This is a genomic window from Clostridium swellfunianum (genome assembly GCF_023656515.1).
GTDB classification, from domain to species: domain Bacteria; phylum Bacillota; class Clostridia; order Clostridiales; family Clostridiaceae; genus Clostridium_AT; species Clostridium_AT swellfunianum.
The window spans coordinates 2,041,517-2,057,622 of record NZ_JAMOFV010000006.1 but is presented as its reverse complement, the minus strand read 5'-3'; the positions used below and the strand labels follow the sequence as shown (position 1 = coordinate 2,057,622).

The window sequence follows — 16,106 nt, the reverse complement described above, 5'->3', positions numbered from 1 at the left end:
TTATGTGAGGCGAAATAAACAATTCGAAATATTTTAAAAATTGAAATTGCTTTTATTTATATCAATAGTTTCGTTCGTCAAATTGCATTATATTAGCTTTAGTTCAAATAGAGTTAGTTTTATAGCAATATATGATTTAATCAAAGTAGAAGGAGGAGTAAATAATGTCATCATTATTAAGTAAAACTCGTATGCTTAATAAAATATTACAAAAGTCAGGTACTGAACCTGTTGTATTTGACGATATATGTAAATTATTAAGCGATGTTTTGACATGTAATGTCTACATAATAAGTAGAAAAGGTAAAATATTAGGATATAATCTGGCTGCTGATTTCGAATGTGATATAGTTAAGAATAAGATAATCAGCGATATGAGGTTTCCAGAAGCATATAACAGCAAACTGTTAAATGTTCATGAAACTATGGCCAATATGGAAAATGAGGGGCTTTGTGTTTTCGAACAAGAACTTGGATGTGAGATTAAAAACAAGTTATCAACAGTAGTTCCTATTAATGGCAATAGAGAAAGATTGGGGACACTGCTTTTAGCTAGGTTTGATAATGATTTTACAGATGATGATTTAGTTCTTGCAGAATATAGCGCTACTATCATAGGACTTGAAATACTTAGATCTAAGAGCGAAGAAATAGAAGATGAAGCAAGAAAGAAAGCTGTAGTTCAGTTAGCTATAGGAACACTTTCTTATTCAGAATTGGAAGCTGTTGAACACATATTTAATGAGTTAGAAGGAAGTGAAGGGCTTCTAGTTGCTTCTAAAATAGCTGATAAAGTAGGAATAACAAGATCTGTTATAGTAAATGCACTAAGAAAATTTGAGAGTGCTGGAGTTATAGAGTCAAGATCCCTTGGAATGAAGGGAACACATATTAAGATATTAAATGACAAGTTATTAGATGAATTAAAAAAAATTAAATAAAATTCGTCAATATTATTGCTAAAATAAACAATTTGTTAAATTTATTATTGAATAGGTTAAAAGCTTATGTTATACTACATAAGTGGAAAATACACACATCACCCAATCTACAAATAGGTGCCTATGGGTTATTTTTAGATATGAAGGTGATGGAGGCAAAACCAGGGAGGTAAAATTATGTCAGTTATTTCAATGAAACAATTATTAGAAGCAGGTGTTCACTTTGGACATCAAACAAGAAGATGGAACCCTAAAATGGCTCCATACATCTTTACAGAGAGAAATGGTATCTATATAATAGACCTTCAAAAGACTGTAAAGAAAATAGAAGATGCTTATGAATTTGTTAAGAGCATTTCAGCAGATGGAAAAGATATCCTTTTTGTTGGTACTAAGAAGCAAGCTCAAGAAGCAATTCAAGAGGAAGCAGTAAGAAGTTCAATGCACTTTGTTAACAACAGATGGCTAGGTGGAATGCTTACAAATTTCAGAACAATAAAGGCTAGAATAAGAAGACTTGAAGAATTAAACAAAATGGAAGAAGATGGAACATTTGATGTTCTGCCAAAGAAAGAAGTTATTAAGTTAAAAGCTGAAAGAGAAAAGCTTGAAAAGAATCTTGGTGGAATACAAAACATGGATAGCCACAATGTTGGTGCTTTATTTGTAGTTGATCCAAGAAAAGAAAAGAATGCTATATCTGAAGCTAAAATTCTTGGTATACCTGTTGTTGCTATAGTAGATACTAACTGTGATCCAGATGAGGTTGACTATGTAATACCAGGTAATGATGATGCTATAAGAGCTGTTAAACTTATAACTGCTAAAATAGCTGATGCTATAATAGAAGGAAGACAAGGCGAGCAATTAGCTGAGTAATTAGCTTTTTTATAGACATATTAAAGGTAGGTGAAAAGATTCTTTTCATTTACCTTTTAAATTAACTTTTTACGGGAGGAATTGAAATGATTACCGCACAAATGGTTAAAGAATTAAGAGAAAGAACCGGCGCTGGCATGATGGAATGCAAAAAAGCGTTAAATGAATCAAACGGTGACTTAGATAAAGCTGTAGAAATCCTTAGGGAAAGAGGATTGGCTGCTGCTGCAAAGAAATCAGGAAGAGTTGCTGCAGAAGGACTTGTTGAAACATTTGTTAGCGAAAACCAAAGAACTGGTGCTATAGTTGAAGTTAACTGTGAAACTGACTTTGTTGCTGCAAATGAAGAGTTTGCTACTTTAAGCAAGAACATAGCTAAGCAAGCTTCAATAACTAATGCTAAAACTGTTGAAGAATTAGTTGAAGAAAAGTACATAGCAGATAACAATATAACAATAAAAGAAGCTTTGACAGCTTTAATAGCTAAATTAGGCGAGAACATGACAGTAAGAAGATTCCAAAAGTTCTCAATAGATAAAGGTGTAGTACATAGTTATATTCATGGTGGCGGAAGAATAGGAGTTTTAGTTGAAGTAGCTTGTGAAAAAGACAGTGATGTTGTATTAACAGTAGCTAAAGACGTAGCTATGCAAGCAGCAGCTGCTAATCCATTATTCTTAAGCAGAGAGCAAGTAGACAGTGAAACATTAGCTAAGGAAAGAGAAATCTACAAAGTTCAAGCTATGAATGAGGGAAAACCAGAACATATAGCTGAAAAGATGGTTGAAGGAAGAATTCAAAAATATTACAAAGAAAATTGCTTATTAGAGCAACTTTGGATTAGAAACGGTGATTACACAATTACTAAGTATCTACAAGAAAAATCCAAAGAGGTTGGTGCACCAATAACTGTTACAAGATTTGTTAGATTTGAAAAAGGTGAAGGTATCGAGAAGAAAGAAGAAAACTTTGCTGAAGAAGTTCGTAAACAAATGCAACAGGGATAATAAAGTAAAAGAGAACACCTTGTGTTCTCTTTTTTTAAAGATAACATTTTAATTAGAAATTTATACTCGGATATGTAATAATTACTAATTTGGAGGTATAATATAAATGGAAACCGTTAAATATAAAAGAATAATGTTAAAGCTGTCAGGCGAAGCTCTTGCTGGTGAAAACGGATTTGGAATTGATTTTACTGTTGCGCAAAGAATTGCTGAAGAAATAAAAGAGTTAGTAGATATGGGAATTGAAATCGGGGCTGTTGTTGGAGGCGGAAACATATGGCGCGGCAGAAGCGGTAAAGGAATGGATAGGACTACTGCTGACTATATGGGGATGCTAGCTACTTGTATTAATGCTCTTGCGCTGCAGGATTCACTTGAAAGTATAGGGGTTAATACTAGGGTTCAAACAGCTATAGAAATGAGAGAAATTGCAGAACCATTTATAAGAAGAAGAGCTATGAGGCATTTGGAAAAAGGCAGAGTAGTTATATTTGCGGCAGGTACTGGTAACCCATACTTTTCAACTGATACTACAGCAGCTTTAAGAGCAGCAGAAATCGAAGCTGATGCAATACTTCTTGCGAAAAAGGTTGATGGTGTATATGATAAAGATCCGCATAAATACTCGGATGCAAAAAAATACGACAGTTTATCATATATTCAGGTTCTTGAACAAGGACTTCAAGTAATGGATTCAACTGCAACTTCATTATGTATGGATAACAGTATACCTATTGTTGTGTTTGCACTAGATCAACCAGGAAATATAAAGAGAGCTGTTTCTGGTGAAAAAATTGGTACTATAGTATCAAGATAATATAGGAGGTAATTCTATGGTTAAAGACATCATTAATAGTGCTGAAGAAAAAATGAACAAAACTATATCAGTTCTAAAGAAAGACTTAGCTTCAATGAAAGCTGGAAGAGCAAACCCTACTATTCTAGATAGAGTAGAAGTTGAGTATTATGGAAGCATGGTGCCAATATCTCAAGTTGGCAACATTTCTGCGCCTGAACCAAGAATTATATTGATTCAACCTTGGGAAAAAAGTTCTATAAAAAATATAGAAAAAGCTATTTTAAAGTCAGATTTAGGATTAACTCCATCTAATGACGGTTCAGTAATAAGATTAATAATACCAGAGCTTACTGAAGAAACTAGGAAAAACCTAGTTAAAACTGTTAAAAAAACTGGCGAAGAAGCAAAGGTAGCTGTTAGATCTATAAGAAGAGATGCAAATGATAAGATTAAAGCTTTGAAGAAAAATAACGAAATATCTGAAGATGATATGAAAAAGTCAGAGGATGATATACAGAAAAAAACTGATAATTTTATCAAGGAAATAGACAAAACTATTGAACATAAAGAAAAAGAGATTATGTCTGTTTAATATTATTAATAAAACCTGCTATACTGCAGGTTTTATTAATAATATAAGTTTTTAAAATTTCAATACATAGAAATGGAGAGAAATTCTGTGTGGATACCTTTTAAAAAGAAAAAAAGAAAAGAAAAATCCCTTTCCTATGAATTGGATATGAACCTCATTCCAAAGCATATAGCTATAATTATGGATGGTAATGGTAGATGGGCTAAAGAGAGAAATTTACCACGTACCATGGGACATAGAGCAGGAATAGAGACTATAAGAGAAATAGTAAAAGAATGTAGTAGATTAGGTGTTAAATACTTGACTCTATATGCTTTTTCTACAGAAAACTGGAAAAGACCTACAGATGAAGTTAATGCTCTAATGAAACTTCTGGTTGAATATCTTAAGAATGAGTTTGATGAATTGCATTCTAATAACGTTGTTATCAATTCTATTGGAGATATTTCAAGGTTGCCTCTCATTTGCCAAAAGGAATTGGAAAATGCTTATGCAAGAACAAATACAAATTCAGGTTTGGTTTTAAACTTGGCTCTTAACTATGGAGGCAGAGATGATATAACCCATGCATTTAAAAAAATGTATAAGGATTTGAAGTTTGGTAATTTGATGGAGAATGACATATGTGAAGATACTATATCAAAATATTTATATACAGCTGGGATACCTGATCCTGATATTATTATTAGACCAAGCGGCGAACAAAGGCTAAGCAACTTTCTACTATGGCAATGCGCTTATTCTGAATTCTGGGTTTCTAATATAAAATGGCCTGAATTTAAAAAAGAACATCTTCATCAAGCTATTTCAGACTATCAAAATAGAGATAGGAGATTTGGCGGGATATGATATACAATAAAGGAGAACATTATGAATAAACGATATTTAGGAGCGCTAATACTTTCTCCGCTGATTATATTTTTATTCGTGGGCGGGGTTTATCTTAAATATTTTACACTTATTGTTTCTTTGGTTGGTATGCATGAATTTTTCACTGTGGTTAAGGTTAAAAATATAAATGCACTTAGTTATATAAGCTACGGTGTAGCTATTATCTACTATACGATACTGCTAGATACATCCATGAGCTTTCAGACACTTACACTCTTAATAGTTGCAGCTGCATTTATTATGCTTTGTGTTCCAGTTATAAATACAAAATATAATTTTATAGATGTTGCTGTAAGCATGCTAGGATTTATTTATGTAGCAGTATTCTTCAGTTTTATAGTTTTAGTTAATGGTAAAACCTATGGGCGTTATTTAATATGGTTAATATTTATTTCTTCCTGGCTTTGTGATACAACAGCCTACTATGTAGGAAGATTTCTAGGAAAAAATAAATTGTGCCCTAAAGTAAGCCCTAAAAAGACAATCGAAGGGTCAATTGGAGGACTTTTAGGAAGTGCCGCTGCTTGCGGGATTTTTGGATTCATTATTAAGTCTTATGGAGTAAACATAGATTTAATTCATTTTATCCTTATAGGATTGATTTGTGGTGTGTTTTGCCAATTCGGTGATTTAGTTGCTTCATCCATAAAAAGATATGTAAATGTAAAAGACTATAGCAATCTTATACCAGGACATGGCGGTATATTAGATAGATTTGATAGCATACTTTTTGCATCAGTGGTAGTATATTATTATGTAAGCCTTGTTATAGGTATATAATTGTACAAACTGATGGTAGAGGCTTAAATTAAATATAGTATTTAAATTAAATGAGCAGTTTATACTACCTAATTATTTGTATAAATAAAAAATGGTAATAAACTGCCTTATTTATTCTATCAATCATGTTAAATTAATATATGTATAGTAGAATTAATATTTGGTATAATAGGATTGTTTAAAGTAAAATAAACTTTATTATATCACTAAGTTATTTTAGGAGGAACAAAAGTTGAAATACATAAGTATACTAGGGGCAACAGGTTCTATTGGTACTCAAACTCTAGATGTCATAAGGCAGGAAAGAGAAAAATTTTCTCTAGAAGGTATATCAGTAAATAAAAATTATGATTCAACAATACAAATAATCAATGAGTTTGCGCCAAAATACGTAGCGGTGATGGATGAATCTACCTATGAAAGTGTTAAAAATTACTGTCATGAAGCTAATAAAAGTATCCACGTTTTTTATGGAATGGAAGGGTTAAATAAAATTGCTACTATTCCTAATGTTGACATTGTAGTTACTTCAATTGTAGGAATGATAGGCCTTGTCCCTACATTAAATGCCATAAAAGCAGGAAAACATATTGCTTTAGCTAACAAGGAAACCTTAGTAGTAGGTGGAGAAATTGTTATGGCTGAGGCGAAAAAAAATGATGTAATGATTTTGCCTGTAGACTCAGAACATGGTGCGGTGTTTCAATGTCTTCAAGGAAATAATAGAGAAGAAGTTGATAAAATAATATTAACTGCATCAGGGGGACCCTTTAGAGGAAAAACAACGAAAGACTTAGTAAGTGTTACATGTGATGACGCTCTAAAACATCCGAAATGGAGCATGGGGAAAAAAATAAGTATAGATTCAGCTACACTAATGAATAAAGGGCTTGAAGTTATTGAAGCTCACTGGCTTTTCGGAATAGATTATAAAAATATCGATGTAGTGGTACATCCTCAAAGTATCATTCATTCCATGGTTCAATATGTGGATGGAAGCGTAATGGCTCAACTAGGAACTACTGATATGAAGCTTCCAATTCAATACGCAATTAACTATCCTAGAAGACAAAAAAGAGTGGTGGATACATTAGATTTTTATAATTTGGGAAGTTTATCCTTTGACAAACCTGACTTAGAAACGTTTAAGTGCTTAAAGCTTGCTTATGAAGCTGGAAACACAGGTGGAACAATGCCTGCTATTTTAAATGGATCGAATGAAATAGCCGTAGAACTATTTCTAGAAAAGAAGATAAGCTTTCTCAAAATAGCGGATATAATCGAGGAATGTATGAATAAGTTTTCTTATTCAAGCAAATTAACTGTGGAGGATATATTGCAGACTGACAGTGATGTAAGAAAATATGTGCTTAAAACATATGGGGAGTAAGGAGGAATATTGATGAATTTAATTTACATATTAGGTGCAATACTTGCCTTTAGCGTACTGGTAATCGTTCATGAACTAGGACATTTTACGTTAGCAAAATTAAATGGGGTTAAGGTTGAAGAATTTTCATTAGGAATGGGTCCGAAGCTATTTGGTATTAAAGGTAAGGAAACTGAATATTTGATAAAAGCTCTTCCAATAGGTGGTTATGTTAGAATGTTAGGGGAAGAAGAAAAGGTATCTGATGCTAGAGCTTTTTCAAGCAAATCACCTGTGCAAAAACTGAGTATAATAGCAGCGGGACCATTAATGAACTTTATACTTGCCATACTTATGTTTGCTTTTATTGGATCCATAAGAGGATTTGCACTACCTGTTGTTGATACAGTAGATAAGGATAAGCCTGCATATTCTGCTGGCATACAAAATGGCGATAAAATTATTATGGTAAACAATAAAAAAATTAAAACCTGGGATGACTTTTTTACTGAAGTGTACCTGGCTAATGGCAGTACTATGAATATTAAATTGTTAAGAAACGGGGAAACAAAGTCAATAGATGTTACACCTGTTAAAGATACGGTGGAAAACAGATATATTGTGGGAATAAGACCAGTTCTTTTGGAAAAGCCGAGCTTTGGTCAGTCTGTATCCTATGGATTCACACAAACTAAAACCATTATAGGCCAAACTTTTAGCGTTTTAAAGACGTTGTTCACAGGAAAGGCATCTGCTGGAGATATTGGTGGACCTATAACAATTATTAAGGTTTCTACTAAAGCTGCTGAACAAGGTATAATTCCGCTTATGGCATTTGCAGCTTACCTGAGCGTTCAACTAGCTATATTTAATATAATACCATTTCCAGCACTTGATGGAGGTTGGATTTTCTTGCTTCTATTTGAGATAATTACACGTAAAAAGCTAGATGACAATAAGGTAGGCGTATTAAATTACATTGGCTTTGCTATTCTTATGGCATTGATGGTAGTTGTTGTCATTAAGGATATATTATACCCAATAAAACTATAAGTAATTGTAGGAGAATGATATGGAAAGAATTAACACAAGAAAAATTAAAGTAGGAAAAATATATATAGGTGGAGATTCTCCAATAACAGTTCAATCCATGACTAATACAGATACAAGAAATGCAGTTGCCACTATAGAACAGATACTAGGACTGGAAGAGGCTGGCTGTGATATAATCAGGTGTGCTGTACCTGACATGGAAGCAAGTGAAGCACTTAGGGAAATAACAAAGCAGATACATATTCCTTTGGTTGCAGATATACACTTTGATTATAACTTAGCCTTAGCTTCAATAAAAAATGGAGTATCAGCACTAAGAATTAATCCTGGTAATATAGGAAGTCCTGAACGAGTAAGAATGGTTGCGGAGGCTGCTAAAGAAAAAGGTATACCAATCAGGATAGGTGTAAACTCAGGTTCGCTTGAAAAGGAGCTATTAGAGCGGTATGGAAGAGTGTGCCCTGAAGCTCTTGTAGAAAGTGCTCTTAGACATGTAGATATTTTGGAAAATCTAAACTTTAATGATATAGTAATTTCTATAAAGTCTTCAAATGTACTGCAAATGATTGATAGCTATAGATTAATATCACAAAAGGTAGACTATCCTTTGCACATTGGAGTTACGGAGTCTGGAACCATTTGGAGAGGAACAATAAAGTCAAGCGTTGGCATAGGTGCCCTTTTATGCGAAGGTATAGGAGATACAATTAGAGTGTCTCTTACTGGTGATCCAGTTGAAGAAGTAAAAGTAGGTAAAGAAATACTTAAATCAGTTGGTTATTTGCAGGAAGGCGTAGAGTTCGTATCCTGTCCTACCTGTGGCAGAACACAAATAGATTTAATAAGTATAGCGAAAGAAGTAGAGGATAGATTAGGAACCTTAAATAAAAAAATTAAGATTGCAGTGATGGGCTGTGCTGTAAATGGACCTGGAGAAGCTAGAGAAGCTGATATAGGCATAGCTGGAGGAAATGGAGAAGGGTTAATATTTAAAAAAGGAAAAATTATCAAGAAAGTTAAGGAGCAAGATTTAGTAGGAGAACTTATCAAGGAAATAGAAAATCTATAATTTTATCAAATTGACTTTGTTTTTACTATAAAAGTAAATTTTTCTTGAAAAAAAATTTTACTTGTGCTACAATATTGGTAGTTAATTTTACTGATAAATTTTTGCGAGGAGAGTGGGTTGAAAAAACCCGCTTTTTCTATTTTTGTAGCGCAACGTATGTTGCGTTTTATTATAGCTAAAAATTTTGGTTGCAATAAGTAAAATGGGATTTTGCAAATAGTTAGTTCATAGGTAGTAATATACTTTATAAAATAATGTAAAACTATATACATAAGGAGGGATTTATATGATTGATAATTTTGCGATTGAAAAACTGTTTAAATTAGTAGAACCGATTGTTACTGAAAAGGGTTTTGAATTTTATCATCTGGAATATGTAAAGGAATTTGGAGAAAATTACTTAAGAGTATATATAGATAGTCCGAAAGGTATTAATCTGGATGACTGTGAAAGTGTAAGCAGACCGATAAGTGATATGTTAGATACTGAAGATCCAATATCAGAAGCATACTATTTAGAGGTATCATCACCAGGGATTGATAGAGCTCTATATACTGATAAACACCTTAGCAAATACACTGACAGTCAAGTGCTAGTAAAACTTGATAAATTATTTGAAGGAAAAAAACAATACGAAGGAATTTTATCTGATTATAGCTCAGAAGAAATAACATTAAAGATTAATGAGCAAGATTTTATTATTCCTAGAGATAAAATTAAAATTATTCGTCTAAATGGGGAAATGTAAGGAGGTTATAAAAAATGAATGAAGAATTTATAGAAGCACTAAAAGAAATTGTTAAAGAAAAAGGTATAAGCGAAGAGATGCTTTTTACAACTATAGAAGATGCTTTAGTAGCTGCCTATAAAAAGAACTATACTACTGGAAACACTCAAAATGTTAAGGTTACAATGAATAGAGAAAATGGAGAAATCCATGTTTATTCTCAAAAAAGAGTAGCTGAGGTTCCGGTGAATGATGTAGAGGAAATTTCTATAGAAGAAGCTAAAGAGTATAATCCTAAGTATCAGATTGATGATATAGTAGATATTGAAGTTACTCCTAAAAAATTTGGAAGAGTAGCTGCTCAAGCTGCTAAGCAAGTAGTAATTCAAAGAATCAAAGAGGCAGAAAGAAGCATAATATACAATGAATTTATTACAAAGGAATATGATATAATTACTGGAATTGTAATAAGGAAGGATAAAGGAAATGTATTTGTAGACCTTGGGAAAATAGAAGCTGTTTTAGGACCTAATGAGCAGATGGCTGGTGAAGAATACAATTTCAATGACAGGCTTAAACTTTACATAGTAGAAGTTAAAAACACTACTAAAGGCGCTCAAGTAGTTGTATCCAGAACACACCCTGGACTGGTTAAAAGGCTTTTTGAGTTAGAGGTTCCTGAAATATTTAATGGGATTGTTGAAGTTAAAAGTATAGCAAGAGAAGCTGGCTCAAGGACTAAAATAGCTGTTTATTCAACTGATGAAACTGTAGATGCAATGGGAGCTTGCGTAGGACCTAAGGGTTCTAGAGTGCAAAATATTGTAGGCGAGCTTAAAAATGAGAAAATTGATATAATAAAGTGGAGTAAGCTTCCAGAAGAATATATATCCAATGCACTAAGTCCATCTAAAGTGTTGGATGTAACTTTAGATGAAGATAACAAGTCTGCAAGAGTAGTAGTTGATGATAATCAACTATCACTAGCTATTGGAAAAGAAGGTCAGAACGTTAGATTGGCTGCTAAGCTTACAGGCTGGAAAATAGATATAAAGAGCAAATCTCAAGCTGATAGTTTAATTGTACATGAAGAGTAGGTGATTTTGTGAAAGTTAAAAAACTTCCTCAAAGAATGTGCACTGGCTGCATGGAAATGAAACCTAAAAAAGAATTAATAAGAATAGTCCGCAGCAAGGAAGGCGAAATAACTATAGATCTAGTTGGAAAAAAGCCAGGCAGAGGTGCCTATATTTGCAAAAATGAAGAATGCCTTACTAAGGCATTTAAGACAAAACGTCTTGAAAAAAATCTCGAAGCTAAGATTAGCGATGAACTATATAATAAATTGAAAGAAGAGATTAATATTGCAGAATAAGTTTCTTCAGTTTTTAGGTTTAGCTAAAAAATCCGGAAATTTGATTGAAGGATATAATAAGTGTGAAGAATTAATAAAGAAAAGTAAATTAACCTTATTAATACTATCTAAGGACTGCTCTTTAAATACAAAGGAAAAATTCAGCAAGTACTGTACTATTTACAAAATTCCTTATATAGAAGTCTTTACTAAGGAGGAACTAGGAGCTCCCATAGGAAGAGAAGAAATAAATGTATTAGGGGTTGTAGATAGAAAAATGAGTGATAAGCTGTTATCAATTTTGAATGAACAATATAATACTAATACCCGGGGGTGAATATATGTCAAAAGTAAGAGTTTATGAATTGGCAAAGGAATTAAATATATCAAGTAAAGATTTGATTAATATGTTACTTGAAGAGTTTAGCATTGAAGTTAAGAATCATATGAGTGTTATTGAAGAGGAAGATGCTGAATTAATTAAGGAACTAGTTCAAGAAAATAACAAAAAGGAAGAAAGTTCCTTAAATGAAAAAGAATCTGAGGTGGATGTAATAGAAAAATATGAAGAATTAGCAGAAGAAAAAGTTAAAGTTAAGAAGAATAAGAAGAAAAATAAAGATGCTTTTCAAGATGAAAATAATTCAGATGATATAAGTGAAGAATCTTTTGAGGACAGCACTATAATAGAAATTGGCGAAACAATAACTGTAAAAGAATTAGCAGAAAAACTTAAAAAACCTGCTACTGAAGTTATTAAGCAGTTGATTTTTGTTGGTGTTATGGCGGCAATAAATCAGGAAATTGACTTTAAAACAGTAGAAAAAGTAGCCGAAAAATTTAATGTTCTCGTTACAAAGAAGGAAGAAGAATTAATTAAGGTTGATATTGAAGAAGTAGAAGAAGACGACTTAGATAGTGAAAAGAGGCCACCTGTTGTTACTGTTATGGGACACGTTGATCATGGTAAAACTTCACTTCTGGATGCTATAAGAAAAGCAAAAGTTACAGAGACAGAAGCAGGCGGTATTACACAACATATCGGTGCTTATACAGTAACGATTAATGATGAAAAAATAACATTTTTAGATACGCCTGGCCATGAAGCGTTTACGGCAATGAGAGCGCGTGGTGCTCAAGTTACAGATATCGTTGTTTTGGTTGTTGCGGCTGACGACGGAGTAATGCCTCAAACTAAGGAAGCTATCAATCACTGTAAGGCAGCAAATGTACCGATGATAGTTGCAATCAATAAGATAGATAGAGCAGGAGCTAATCCTGATAGAGTAAAGCAGGAATTAACGGAATTTGGTTTGATTGCTGAAGATTGGGGTGGAGATACTGTAATCGTACCTGTTTCAGCTCATACAAAAGAAGGAATTGAAAATCTTCTTGAAATGATAATTCTAACTGCTGAGATGCAGGAACTTATAGGAAATCCTAATAGAAATGCTAAAGGCACAGTTGTGGAAGCTAAGCTTGATAAAGGCAGAGGCCCAGTAGCTACACTATTAGTTCAAAATGGAACACTTCATGTGGGAGATTCTATTCTTGTTGGAACAACCTACGGAAGAATAAGAGCAATGTTCGACGATAAAGGCAAGAAAATTAAGTCAGCAGGACCATCAATCCCAGTAGAAATTTTAGGACTTTCTGAAGTTCCAGCTGCTGGTGATAAGTTCAATGCAACTAAGGATGAAAAAACCGCAAGGGATATGGCTGAAAAGAGAAAAGAAAAGCAAAGAGCAGAACATTTGCAGTCAACAAATAAAGTATCCTTAGAGGATCTATACAGCCAGATTCAAGAAGGTAAAGTTAAGGAACTTGGAGTAATTGTAAAGGCAGACGTTCAAGGTTCTGTTGAGGCAGTTAAGCAGTCATTGGAAAAGTTGTCAACTGACAATGTAAAAATAAGAGTAATCCATGGTGCTGTTGGTGCAATAACAGAAACAGACGTTATACTTGCTACTGCTTCAAATGCTATTATAATAGGTTTTAATGTAAGACCAGATATAAATGCAGCTAACATTGCCGAAAAAGAAAAGGTGGATATTAAGACTTATAGAATAATTTATGATGCTATAGAAGATATTAAGGCTGCTATGATTGGTATGCTTGAACCTGAATATAAAGAAGTAGTTTTAGGAAAAGCAGAGATTAGAGCAACTTATAAGATATCAAACGTAGGGACAATAGCTGGTTGTTATGTATTAGATGGAAAGCTTACAAGAAACAGCAGTGTAAGAGTAATACGTGATGGTATTGTTATTTTTGAATCTACATTTGCATCCTTGAAGAGATTTAAAGATGATGTTAAGGAAGTAGCAGCTGGTTATGAGTGTGGATTGAGTGTAGAAAAATTCAATGATATAAAAGAAGGCGATATTCTAGAAGCTTATACCATGGAAGAGGTAAAAGCAAAACAACTATAACGCCTAAGGGGAGAGTATTATATGGCTAAATACAGAAGTGGCAGAATAAATGAAGAGATTAAAAAAGAAGTCAGTGAAATAATACGCAACGAAGTACGTGATCCTCGTTTAACTGCAATGGTTAGCGTAACAAGAGTAGATGTTACAAAAGATTTAAGATACGCAAAAGTTTTTGTAAGTATTTTTGGTAATGAAGAGGAGAAGAAAAATTCTTTAAACGCACTTAAAAATTCTTCTGGATTTATAAGAAGAGAAGTAGGGCATAGAGTAAACCTAAGATTTACGCCAGAAATAACCATTGAACTCGATAATACTATAGAACATGGTATGCACATCAATGCTTTAATTGAAAGCATAAAGGAGCATAAGTCCAATGACAATTAAGGAAATTGTTGATCTTATAAGTCAGAGCAAGAAAATAGGAATTACCTTTCATACTTCTCCTGACGGGGATTCCTTAGGTAGCTCTTTAGCCTTAATGCAGGGGCTTCGAAAGCTTGGAAAGCAGGCTTATATAACTGCTAAGGATAAAGCTCCTGAGGTTTACAGTTTTCTTCCTTATATGGAAGAAGTAAATAATGCTGATAATTCGCCTTCAGGGGATAGCGATCTAATAATTGTTCTAGACTGCGGCAATTTTGAAAGAGTATCCTCAAGCTTGAACAAAAGCAGTAAACACTACACTTTAATAAATATAGATCACCATATGTCCAACGACTTTTATGCTGATTTGAACTTTGTAGATACTTCTTCAGCTGCAGTTGGAGAAATAGTATATAGGATGTTAAATTTATTAGAAGTGCAAATAGACAAAGACATTGCTCAATGCCTTTACACATCAATTGTATCTGATACAGGAGGCTTTAAGCATTCCAATACCACTACTGCCACACATGAAATAGCTGGAGAGCTTATTAAAACAGGCTTTGATTTTAGTGAGCTTCATAGGCTGTTGTTTCAAAATAAAAAGTTTAAAAGAATGAAACTGCACGGTAAAGTTATCGAGGATATGTATCTCTTACATAATGATTCCGTTGCTGTAATGAAGCTTTCAAAAGCTATGCTGGAGGAGCTTGGACTTGAGTCCTCGGATACTTCGGATGTAATAACTCTAGGCGTTGATGTTGACACAGTAGAAGTGGCTCTGCTTATTAAGGAAGTAGAGGAAGGCGTTAAGATAAGTCTTAGGTCTAAGTCTATAGTTGATGTGAGAAAGATAGCTGAGCAATTTGGTGGCGGAGGTCATATACGTGCAGCTGGTTTGTCGATAAATAAAAGCATGGATGAAGCTGAAAAGCTAATTATTAATGCTGTAGAAAAAGAGTTGATATAATGGATGGAATATTAAACATATATAAACCCTCTGGAATATCTTCCTTTGATGCTGTAAAAAAGGTCATGAAAATATGTGGTACAAAGAAAGTAGGCCATACCGGAACCCTTGACCCTCTTGCGTCAGGGGTTCTGCCTATATGTATAGGAAAAGCTACAAAGATAGTTGACTATATAATGAGCGAAACAAAGGTGTATAAAGCACAGCTGAGGCTTGGCGTAATAACAGATACCTATGACAGAGAAGGTGAGATTACCCATGAAACTGACGTTAAGCTTTCTGAGGAAGATATAATTGATACTATTACCTCCTTTGTTGGAGAATCAGAGCAGGAACCGCCTATGTATTCAGCCCTAAAAGTTAATGGCAAGAGGCTTTATGAATTAGCAAGGCAAGGTATTAACGTGGAACGGGAAAAAAGAAAAATCACAATATATTCTATAGAGATTTTAAATATTTCCTTGCCGTTAGTTGATTTTATAGTAACATGTTCAAAGGGCACATACATTAGGAGTTTATGCTATGATATTGGCGAAAAGCTTGGAGTTGGCGGTGCAATGTGGGATCTTGAAAGAATTCAGACCGGCAGTTTTAAAATAGAGGATTCTGTTAAGTTGGATGATTTAGATAAGGATAATGTCTCAGAGTTTATTATTCCTATAGAAGAGGGCTTAAGTAAGTACGATAAAGTAATATTTTCCTCAAAGCATGAGAAACTACTCTTAAATGGAGTAAAAATAAATAATGAGTATTTAATAAGAAATATTGAATTTAATAAGCTGTATAGAGTATACTTAGATGGAAAAACCTTTGTTGGATTGGGAATTAGAGATGACGTTGGTTTTAAGATCACTAAATTATTAATTTAGGAGCAGCAGTT

18 protein-coding genes are annotated in these 16,106 nt (G+C 33.3%); all 18 read left to right on the top strand.

The genetic code is table 11. From position 1 onward, the window contains the following. Positions 1 to 164: 164 nt before the first annotated feature. The 18 genes from codY to truB all read left to right on the top strand — a co-directional run bounded on the left by codY (position 165) and on the right by truB (position 16,095). Positions 165 to 941, top strand: coding sequence for a GTP-sensing pleiotropic transcriptional regulator CodY (gene codY / locus NBE98_RS09440; RefSeq protein WP_250814694.1), 777 nt, complete (start codon positions 165 to 167; stop codon positions 939 to 941). A gap of 177 nt (positions 942 to 1,118) precedes the next feature. Further along, positions 1,119 to 1,820 carry a 30S ribosomal protein S2 gene (rpsB, locus tag NBE98_RS09435; protein WP_250814693.1) on the top strand — a complete coding sequence of 234 codons (702 nt, stop codon included), beginning with the start codon at positions 1,119 to 1,121 and terminating at the stop codon, positions 1,818 to 1,820. A gap of 86 nt (positions 1,821 to 1,906) precedes the next feature. Then, a complete protein-coding gene (tsf, locus tag NBE98_RS09430; RefSeq protein WP_250814692.1) occupies positions 1,907 to 2,827 on the top strand; it encodes a translation elongation factor Ts in 921 nt (306 codons plus the stop codon). A 106-nt stretch (positions 2,828 to 2,933) separates the two neighbouring features. Then, positions 2,934 to 3,644, top strand: coding sequence for a UMP kinase (gene pyrH, locus NBE98_RS09425; protein ID WP_250814691.1), 711 nt, complete (start codon positions 2,934 to 2,936; stop codon positions 3,642 to 3,644). Positions 3,645 to 3,660: 16 nt separating this feature from the next. Continuing rightward, on the top strand, positions 3,661 to 4,218 hold the full coding sequence (gene frr / locus NBE98_RS09420; protein WP_250814690.1) for a ribosome recycling factor: 558 nt from the start codon (positions 3,661 to 3,663) through the stop codon (positions 4,216 to 4,218). 93 nt (positions 4,219 to 4,311) lie between these two features. Further along, positions 4,312 to 5,067 carry an undecaprenyl pyrophosphate synthase gene (uppS, locus tag NBE98_RS09415; protein WP_349305983.1) on the top strand — a complete coding sequence of 252 codons (756 nt, stop codon included), beginning with the start codon at positions 4,312 to 4,314 and terminating at the stop codon, positions 5,065 to 5,067. A 21-nt stretch (positions 5,068 to 5,088) separates the two neighbouring features. Then, complete coding sequence (locus NBE98_RS09410) at positions 5,089 to 5,889, top strand: phosphatidate cytidylyltransferase (RefSeq protein ID WP_250814689.1); 801 nt, start codon at positions 5,089 to 5,091, stop codon at positions 5,887 to 5,889. Positions 5,890 to 6,121: 232 nt separating this feature from the next. Continuing rightward, complete coding sequence (locus NBE98_RS09405) at positions 6,122 to 7,279, top strand: 1-deoxy-D-xylulose-5-phosphate reductoisomerase (protein ID WP_250814688.1); 1,158 nt, start codon at positions 6,122 to 6,124, stop codon at positions 7,277 to 7,279. A gap of 21 nt (positions 7,280 to 7,300) precedes the next feature. Continuing rightward, entirely contained in the window at positions 7,301 to 8,311 is a 1,011-nt protein-coding gene (gene rseP / locus NBE98_RS09400; protein ID WP_250817522.1) for an RIP metalloprotease RseP, read from the top strand. Between the two features lie 19 nt (positions 8,312 to 8,330). After that, positions 8,331 to 9,380 (top strand): flavodoxin-dependent (E)-4-hydroxy-3-methylbut-2-enyl-diphosphate synthase, encoded by a 1,050-nt coding sequence (ispG, locus tag NBE98_RS09395; protein WP_250814687.1) that lies wholly within the window; start codon positions 8,331 to 8,333, stop codon positions 9,378 to 9,380. 286 nt (positions 9,381 to 9,666) lie between these two features. Then, a complete protein-coding gene (gene rimP / locus NBE98_RS09390; RefSeq protein WP_250814686.1) occupies positions 9,667 to 10,128 on the top strand; it encodes a ribosome maturation factor RimP in 462 nt (153 codons plus the stop codon). Between the two features lie 14 nt (positions 10,129 to 10,142). Further along, entirely contained in the window at positions 10,143 to 11,204 is a 1,062-nt protein-coding gene (nusA, locus tag NBE98_RS09385; protein WP_250814685.1) for a transcription termination factor NusA, read from the top strand. 8 nt (positions 11,205 to 11,212) lie between these two features. Next, complete coding sequence (gene rnpM / locus NBE98_RS09380; protein ID WP_250814684.1) at positions 11,213 to 11,482, top strand: RNase P modulator RnpM; 270 nt, start codon at positions 11,213 to 11,215, stop codon at positions 11,480 to 11,482. Then, a complete protein-coding gene (locus NBE98_RS09375; protein WP_250814683.1) occupies positions 11,472 to 11,798 on the top strand; it encodes a ribosomal L7Ae/L30e/S12e/Gadd45 family protein in 327 nt (108 codons plus the stop codon). Before rnpM ends, NBE98_RS09375 begins: the two co-directional genes overlap by 11 nt. Before the next feature lie 4 nt (positions 11,799 to 11,802). After that, positions 11,803 to 13,893, top strand: coding sequence for a translation initiation factor IF-2 (infB, locus tag NBE98_RS09370; RefSeq protein ID WP_250814682.1), 2,091 nt, complete (start codon positions 11,803 to 11,805; stop codon positions 13,891 to 13,893). Between the two features lie 21 nt (positions 13,894 to 13,914). After that, a complete protein-coding gene (gene rbfA, locus NBE98_RS09365; RefSeq protein WP_250814681.1) occupies positions 13,915 to 14,277 on the top strand; it encodes a 30S ribosome-binding factor RbfA in 363 nt (120 codons plus the stop codon). Next, complete coding sequence (locus NBE98_RS09360) at positions 14,267 to 15,226, top strand: DHH family phosphoesterase (RefSeq protein WP_250814680.1); 960 nt, start codon at positions 14,267 to 14,269, stop codon at positions 15,224 to 15,226. Before rbfA ends, NBE98_RS09360 begins: the two co-directional genes overlap by 11 nt. Further along, the gene (gene truB / locus NBE98_RS09355; RefSeq protein ID WP_250814679.1) at positions 15,226 to 16,095 is read left to right on the top strand and encodes a tRNA pseudouridine(55) synthase TruB; all 870 of its coding nucleotides are present in this window, start codon (positions 15,226 to 15,228) and stop codon (positions 16,093 to 16,095) included. The genes NBE98_RS09360 and truB overlap by 1 nt, the downstream gene beginning before the upstream one ends. Positions 16,096 to 16,106 lie beyond the last annotated feature (11 nt).

Excerpts from the sequence above, each read along its gene's own strand:
- codY (WP_250814694.1), top strand. The coding sequence starts at position 165 with ATGTCATCATTATTAAGTAAAACTCGTATGCTTAATAAAATATTACAA.
- rpsB (WP_250814693.1), top strand. The coding sequence starts at position 1,119 with ATGTCAGTTATTTCAATGAAACAATTATTAGAAGCAGGTGTTCACTTT.
- tsf (WP_250814692.1), top strand. The coding sequence starts at position 1,907 with ATGATTACCGCACAAATGGTTAAAGAATTAAGAGAAAGAACCGGCGCT.
- pyrH (WP_250814691.1), top strand. The coding sequence starts at position 2,934 with ATGGAAACCGTTAAATATAAAAGAATAATGTTAAAGCTGTCAGGCGAA.
- frr (WP_250814690.1), top strand. The coding sequence starts at position 3,661 with ATGGTTAAAGACATCATTAATAGTGCTGAAGAAAAAATGAACAAAACT.
- NBE98_RS09410 (WP_250814689.1), top strand. The coding sequence starts at position 5,089 with ATGAATAAACGATATTTAGGAGCGCTAATACTTTCTCCGCTGATTATA.
- ispG (WP_250814687.1), top strand. The coding sequence starts at position 8,331 with ATGGAAAGAATTAACACAAGAAAAATTAAAGTAGGAAAAATATATATA.
- rimP (WP_250814686.1), top strand. The coding sequence starts at position 9,667 with ATGATTGATAATTTTGCGATTGAAAAACTGTTTAAATTAGTAGAACCG.
- nusA (WP_250814685.1), top strand. The coding sequence starts at position 10,143 with ATGAATGAAGAATTTATAGAAGCACTAAAAGAAATTGTTAAAGAAAAA.
- infB (WP_250814682.1), top strand. The coding sequence starts at position 11,803 with ATGTCAAAAGTAAGAGTTTATGAATTGGCAAAGGAATTAAATATATCA.
- rbfA (WP_250814681.1), top strand. The coding sequence starts at position 13,915 with ATGGCTAAATACAGAAGTGGCAGAATAAATGAAGAGATTAAAAAAGAA.
- NBE98_RS09360 (WP_250814680.1), top strand. The coding sequence starts at position 14,267 with ATGACAATTAAGGAAATTGTTGATCTTATAAGTCAGAGCAAGAAAATA.
- truB (WP_250814679.1), top strand. The coding sequence starts at position 15,226 with ATGGATGGAATATTAAACATATATAAACCCTCTGGAATATCTTCCTTT.